General features: G+C 56.1%; 7 protein-coding genes. 2 read left to right on the plus strand and 5 right to left on the minus strand.

The window, feature by feature from the left end; genetic code table 11:
- The first annotated feature begins 173 nt into the window (after window positions 1-173).
- Window positions 174-2,492, plus strand: coding sequence for a cyclic nucleotide-binding domain-containing protein (locus FJ147_26135; protein MBM4259366.1), 2,319 nt, complete (start codon window positions 174-176; stop codon window positions 2,490-2,492).
- Between the two features lie 116 nt (window positions 2,493-2,608).
- On the opposite strand, the gene FJ147_26140 is transcribed toward FJ147_26135, so the two are convergent.
- Window positions 2,609-3,355, minus strand: coding sequence for a tetratricopeptide repeat protein (locus tag FJ147_26140; protein ID MBM4259367.1), 747 nt, complete (start codon window positions 3,353-3,355; stop codon window positions 2,609-2,611).
- A 36-nt stretch (window positions 3,356-3,391) separates the two neighbouring features.
- Window positions 3,392-3,787, minus strand: coding sequence for an adenylate/guanylate cyclase domain-containing protein (locus FJ147_26145; GenBank protein ID MBM4259368.1), 396 nt, complete (start codon window positions 3,785-3,787; stop codon window positions 3,392-3,394).
- 161 nt (window positions 3,788-3,948) lie between these two features.
- Here FJ147_26145 and FJ147_26150 point away from each other — a divergent pair, with 161 nt between their 5' ends.
- Entirely contained in the window at window positions 3,949-5,148 is a 1,200-nt protein-coding gene (locus FJ147_26150) for an IS66 family transposase (GenBank protein MBM4259369.1), read from the plus strand.
- Here FJ147_26150 and FJ147_26155 read toward each other — a convergent pair.
- The 3 genes from FJ147_26155 to FJ147_26165 form a co-directional block, all read right to left on the minus strand.
- The gene (locus FJ147_26155) at window positions 4,814-5,884 is read right to left on the minus strand and encodes an IS4 family transposase (GenBank protein ID MBM4259370.1); all 1,071 of its coding nucleotides are present in this window, start codon (window positions 5,882-5,884) and stop codon (window positions 4,814-4,816) included. The two genes, FJ147_26150 and FJ147_26155, sit on opposite strands and share 335 nt — an antisense overlap.
- Before the next feature lie 18 nt (window positions 5,885-5,902).
- The gene (locus tag FJ147_26160) at window positions 5,903-6,091 is read right to left on the minus strand and encodes a hypothetical protein (protein MBM4259371.1); all 189 of its coding nucleotides are present in this window, start codon (window positions 6,089-6,091) and stop codon (window positions 5,903-5,905) included.
- A gap of 184 nt (window positions 6,092-6,275) precedes the next feature.
- Window positions 6,276-6,731, minus strand: coding sequence for a VOC family protein (locus FJ147_26165; protein MBM4259372.1), 456 nt, complete (start codon window positions 6,729-6,731; stop codon window positions 6,276-6,278).
- Between the last annotated feature and the right edge of the window lie 81 nt (window positions 6,732-6,812).

The raw sequence follows: 6,812 nt of genomic DNA on the forward strand, positions 1-6,812 counted from the left end.
CTGGGGATGGTGATTTAGGCGGGTGAGCAAAAGCTCATCTTTATGTGAGTGCATCCGTCAAGTCAAAGCAAAAAACCGGCTTGGCCACAATCCCCGCACTTTGAATCGCACCCCAGATCCCAAGCACCCAGGAAGAAGCGGCCCCGCTCAAAGACAAGCTGGCCCAGCAGCCCTTGTATCTCAAGCTTTTGGTGTCTCCCGATGGCAAGGCCGCCGCTATTAACGTCTCCTTTCTGGAGAGCGTCACCGAAAGCGCCTTTCTTGAGCGCGGTATTGACGACAAAATTCAAGCGATTGTCGATCGTGAACAAGGTCCTGAGCAGATTCACTACACCGGGCTGCCGCATTTTAAGGCGGCATCGGCCAAAGCCCAACGCGAGGACCTCGCCTTCCTTCTTCCGGTGACGTTCGTGCTCCTGCTTATCGTGCTGTATCTGGGTATCCGCTCTGTGCGCGGGGTCGTACTCCCTGCGCTGGCAGTACTCATTACACTGACCTGGGTCTTGGGGCTCATGGTGCTCTTCGGCAGTCAGCTCAGTGTCGGCACCATTGCCCTGCCTCCCCTCCTGCTCGTGCTTGGTATTGCGTACTCACTCCACGTGCTGACCGAGTATTACGAGTTAGCCCGGCCGGGTCGCACGGTAGAAGACGTGTTGTTAGAGATGTTCCACAGCATCAATCTCCCAGTGCTGATGGCGGCCCTTAACACTGTTCTTGGCTTTCTCTCACTCTTTGTTAATCGTATCGTCAGCATTCGCGAGATGGGCATCTACGCCGCAGCGGGTATCACCTTCGCTTTCCTGTTGGCAATCATCTTCATTCCGGCGTGTCTCGCTTTGCTGCCACTGCCCACTCGCACCCATGACGACTACGCTCCTGGTCTGAGCGCAGCCCTACGTAACCTCACCCGTGGTGTCATTCGCTATCGCCGGGCAGTCATCATCGGCAGTCTGATTATTGCGATGCTCTGTGTGTTGCCCATTCCTAACATCCAAGTCGGCTCGAATTTTCTGTCATTCTTCCGCAAGAGCCATCCGGCAAGCATTGCCAACGAAGCGGTCAACAACGCACTGGGTGGAGGCATGGCCTTTTATGTCGTGATCGATGGCAATGCCCCGGATCTGATGCGCAAAGAAGACACGCTACGTCGCATCAAAGATCTGCAGCTCTACATCAATGTGCAGCCGGGTGTGGCCAAGACCCTTTCGTTTGTCGACTATTGTGAAGCCCTCGATCGCGGCATCCAGGCACTTCCTGATGAGGAAGGCAATGCACCAGCAGCACCGCCCTCTGGGACAGCGAGTTTCTGGGGCAACCCCGCCCGCTTGGACGAAGTCATGCAGATGATCTTCTTGAATTCCTCCAGTGTGGCCAGTTTTACCAACCATCCAATGTACTCCCGCTTCAACATTCTGGTTCGCACGTCCTTATCGCGCCCCAGTGACATAGCCGCGTTAGTCAACAAGATTCAGACGTTTGCCGATGAGAACTTTCCGTCCGAGATCCAAGCGCATCCTACTGGGAACCTGATCTTGAATACACGTACAGTCCGCGATCTTATTTCTGGCCAGATCCAAAGTCTCACGTTAACCGTGAGTGTCATCTTCGTCATTATGTCAGTCATGTTCCTCTCCTTCCGCGTTGGGATTATTGCCATGATCCCCAACCTCTTCCCGATCCTCTTTTTCTTCGGCTTATTGGGCACCACTGGTGCGGTGTTGAGTCTCAGTACCAACATGATCGCCTCGATCGTCTTGGGCTTAGCGGTCGATGATACGATTCACATCATGTCACGACTCAGTTCTGAGACCCGCACCACGACTGACCAAGAAGAAGCCCTATTGGCTTCCCTGTGCACGGTTGGCAAAGCCACATTGTATTATTCACTTTTGGTGCTGTTAGGCTTTTTCGTCTTTAGTTTTTCAACCTTCATTCCCATCCAACAGTTTGGTCTCTTGTCAGCCATGACCGTGTTTGCTGGCGTAGTCGCAGAACTCGTGCTCCTTCCTGCCCTGTTGGCGACGACACCAGTGATCACCGTGTGGAATGTTCTGCGCCTGAAACTCGGACAAGATCCGCACAAAACCATTCCACTCTTTGCTGGCTTACGCGCCTTTCAAGCCAAGATTGTCACGCTCATGGGTGAACTCAAGTCGTTCTCCAAAGGACAGCCTATTGTTCGACAGGGTGAGATGGGCAACGAAATGTACGTGCTTATCAACGGCGCCGCCAATGTCGTGATCCACTCGGATGACGGTGTCCGACAGATCGCGCAAATTGGGCGTGGCGATGTGTTTGGCGAGATGGGCTTACTGCGGCATCATCAGCGGATGGCGGATGTTGTCGCCGCAGAAGATGTCGAGGTGCTGGCGGTGAACGAACGATTTCTCTCACGCATCAAACGCCGCTATCCACGCATTGCCACGGAGATCTTCTTCAACCTCTCGAAGATTTTGAGCGATCGGTTGGAAGCGGTGCGGCAGAGGAAGTAGTCAGTAGTCAGCATTCAGTAGTCAGTAAAGCCAAAACGATGAACGCGGAATGCAGAACGATGAACGGCAAACCAAGCTCGTCTTTTATTCACCATTCATCATTCATCGTTTTCCGTTCACTTGAGCCCCGCCTTGCGCAGAGCCGCAAGGTGACGCTCAACTTCAGCAGGGTCCCGATAGGGGAATACTCGTTCTACTGTCTCCAGAGACAAAGGGAGAATCAACTGGGCCGCCGCTAGCTCAGCTTGTGCTTCTTCGTCGCGCCCCAGTTCCCCGTAGACTGTAGCCAAACCAAGATGAGCGCCTGGGTTATAGGGCATTGCAGAAAGCACTCTTTTATATGTGACGATCGCGGCCTCATATTGTCTCAGCAGACGGTGAGCATTGCCCACATGAGATAAGAACATAAGGTGAGAACGAGGACTGAGACGCAGGACCGCCTCCCCTAATGCGAGGGTTTCTGTTGGTTGCCCCATCATATTCAGAATAAGCCCGAGAACGGTATGGCCCGGAAACCAGTTGGGACTGATTGCTATTGATCGCTTCACTTCGGCCAATGCCTGCTCATAGTTTCGATCTCGATAGAGATAGACGACACCCAAAAAGAGCACGAGGAACGGCCAGTTCTTGACAATCCCGACCCCTAAGACCACGAGCCCGAGGAAAAGGGCCGACCATTGCAACGTTCGTCGTTGTTGTCGAAGCGTCAGCCGCTGGACCCGCAGTATTTGCCCGAGTCCTTTTGGAGCCTCTGCCAGGAGGGCATACACGGCAAAGCGCTCGGCGATGTTCTTCAGTTTGGGTTTGCCCAGGGGCACGACCGTGCCCAAGTCCAGCTTCTTGGCCACGTCACGATAGACCATGTCCGAGATACAAATCGTGTCGGGCTCAGCGAGGCTCTAGAGTCGCGAGGCAATGTTCACTCCATCGCCAAACACATCACCGTCTTTCTGCACGACGTCGTCGAGATGAATCCCGATGCGCACGTGAACCTGTTCAGCTTTTTCTTTCTCGGCGTTATGTGTCCGCAACTGCGCTTGAATAGACTGGGCACCCTGCACAGCGTGGACGACCGAGGGAAAATCAACGAGGAAGGCGTCACCAATAGTTTTTATGACGTGGCCATTATGGGTACTCACAGCCTGTTGGACAAGCTGGTTGTGTACCTCCAACAACCGCAGCATCCGCGCTTCATCCGCGCCCATCTGACGGCTGAAACCGACAATGTCCGTGAACATGATCGCGGCGAGCTTGCGGGTCTCGATTGGTATCACTTTGTTAGAGTCTGCATCCACGCGAGCGATTATCCTGGTTCCGCTTCCACGCTGTCAATCAGCTCATGTGTCTTGTTTTTCTCTCTCGTCCAGCATACTTGGGGAAGAAAGGACGTCACTACTCAGGCCTGTCTGCGAGGAGGTAGACAGACGCGCAAGAAAGATTGGTGTACAAGGAGCCTATGGTGAGGCGCGAAGAGATCAAAGCGTGCTATGAGCAAGGGCCGGAGGCGGTGATAACTCTGGTTGAAGACCTCGTCGCGACCTTTCAAGCGCAGGTGGAGCAGTTGCGTGTGCAAGTCAAGGAGTTGCAAGAGCGGCTGGCGTTGAATTCTCACAACAGCAGCAAACCGCCGTCGAGCAATCCGCCCGCGCAGCGCACGAAGTCCTTACGTACGGCCAGTGGCAAAAAACCGGGGGCGCAGCCGGGGCATCGCGGCACGACGCTGCAAGCGAGTGCGACCCCCGATCACATTGTCGAACACGGAGCGACCACCTGCCCGGATTGTGGGCACAGCGTCCGGGAGGTGAAGGGGCAACCGAGTGGGGACCGCCGCCAAGTCTTCGATGTTCCCTCCCTGAAACTCGAAGTGACGGAACACCGGCTCGTGGAGAAGGAGTGCCCGTGGTGTGGGACCTGGACCGTGGGCGAGTTTCCCGTCGGGGTCGCGCCGGGCGTGCAGTATGGGCCGCAGCTCAAGGCGTTGGCGGTCTATTGGGTGCAGTATCACCTCCTGCCCTGGCAGCGGACCTGTGAAATGCTGGGGGATCTCTTTGGCCAGGCGCTAGCGGAAGGCACTCTAGCGGCAGCTCTCACTGAATGTGCGGCAGCTTTGGCGAAGCCGGAAGAGGAGATTAAGCAGGCGCTGACGCGGGCCCCGGTGGCCACGTTTGACGAAACGGGGTTGTATGTGGCGGGACAGCGCCAATGGGTGCACGTGGCCAGTACGCCGGAGCTGACGCACTACGGGCCGCATGCCAAACGCGGCGCCGAGGCCACTGAGGCCATCGGCATCCTCCCGGCCTTCACGGGCAATGACATTAAGTTTACGCGAGTATCCGTTTGCCATATTTCGCGAACCGCAGTCGATGGGCCGCCGAGCGTTTGCGGCGGGGGAACTGGCGGCCCGGCCGCTGACGAGTGGGCGTGGTCAACAATAAGCGCTCAATCGCGGCTAAGGTCGCCGCGGGCGAGCGGTGCGGATCCGCCAACAAGTGCACGATATGATCCAGGACTGTCACATAACTCACGGCGCGATTCACCTGCGGCGCATAGCAGCACGCCCGCGTCTCGGCCTGCGCCAGCAACGCAGCTTGAGCAGGCTTGCTCAGAATACTCTCCAACGTGGCCAAAAAGATCACTCCATAGAAATCTTGCTTGAGGGTCTGGACACTCTGGCCACTAAACCGCTCAACTTCGAAGATGTTCTTCAACCGATCATGGTACGTTTCATGATTCCAGCGCCAACCATACACGACCTTGAACTCGGCGGCCGGGTAAGCCTGAGGATCGAGCAAGTCCGTGCCGAGCACTTCCACCTCGCCAGTGGGCAACCGCACTTTGAGCAAGCGCACCCGCAGGGTCGTCGGCAGGTGGTGCTGCCGCACGTAGGCGTAGGCCTTGGAGGGCACGGCCAAGGTCACGACCCGTTCCTGCGCACGGGCCGTCCAAAACGCATTGACCTGGGTGAAACTCTGGTGTGGAAAGCGAATCACAAAGTGACAACCCTGCGCCACCATCGCCGCCAACACGCTATAATCGGCGTACGCCCGATCACACACTAGCACGTCGCCCGCCCGCGTCGCCGCCCAGTGCGTGCCAAACAGCAAGTTCTTCTCCGCTTGCTTGGGCCCCAGCGCGGCGCTCAAGCCGATATCGTTGCGCAGATCATAGAGCACCGAGGCCAACGCTTGCACTTGCTCCCCGCCCGCGTGCTGATTGGTTTGCACGCTAAACTCTCGCCGGGTCTCCTCGGTGTCGGGCAGATTCAGATAACTCCCATCGACCCCCAAGAGCCGGTGCCCGTGCCAGAGCATCACCTCATTCGCTTGCCCATAGCGCGTATAGAACTCCTCGCACGTCACCGTATTCAGATGGACAAACACTTCGGGCTGCACTTTCTGCCGCGCCTGACTTTAGGCACTGGCCGTCACCACCTCCCAGATCCGCCCCAGTGCGCTAAAGAACTTGTTCACCGCGTTCTGCAGCGACACCTTCTGCCCTCGCAAGATCAACACGATTACGACCGGCCACGTCAACACTCGCACGCGCGTGAAATCTGTGGCCTTAACCCGAAACCGCCGCATGACTGTTGCGGCTTGCAATTCCTGCTTCAACCGGCAAATAAGCGCTTCGTTTCTTTCTCCATCATTGCTCCTACTTACGGCAACTGCAGAATAAACTCCACGGCGGCTGTTAACTTAATGCCATTGCCCTGCCAGGGAGAGGGCTAGGGTGAGGGTCGAAAGTGAGAACCAAGCCAAAAACGATCGCAAAGTGCGCTCGCAACTAATATCCGGTCGTCACTTCCACCAAGATTTCATCTGGGTCACGCACGTACACTGATCCTGCAGTTTCTGTCCCATGCAAAGAATACTGAACATGCTTGTCCTGCAGTGTCGCCAATATCGCCGAAAATTTTTCTGGCGTGGCTTTGAGCGCGACATGGTGCATGCTACCAACCCCACGAACTGTGCGCGCTGGCCCTTTCTCAGGAAAGTCGAAGAACGCTAACTGATTGCCACCGCCCATATCGAGAAAGATATGCGTCGAAGTGGGCTCATCACGATTGGTCATAACCTTGGTGAGGCGCATGCCGAGCACTTCTGTATAAAATCGGACAGTCGCTTCCAAATCTGAACAAATCAGCGCCAGGTGATCGACACCACTCGTGTTAGGCGGTGGCAGGAAACAACTTACCGCAATAGTGATTGACCGGAGTGGAGAGCCTCTGCACAAGAGCAGGGATGAGAGACGAGACCATTGTGTGCTGGCTTCGGTCTAAGTATCGAAGTCTGGTCGAAGAGCTGGATGAACGCGGGCGAC

It is taken from the genome of Deltaproteobacteria bacterium (assembly GCA_016874775.1).
Classification (GTDB): domain Bacteria; phylum Desulfobacterota; class Binatia; order Bin18; family Bin18; genus VGTJ01.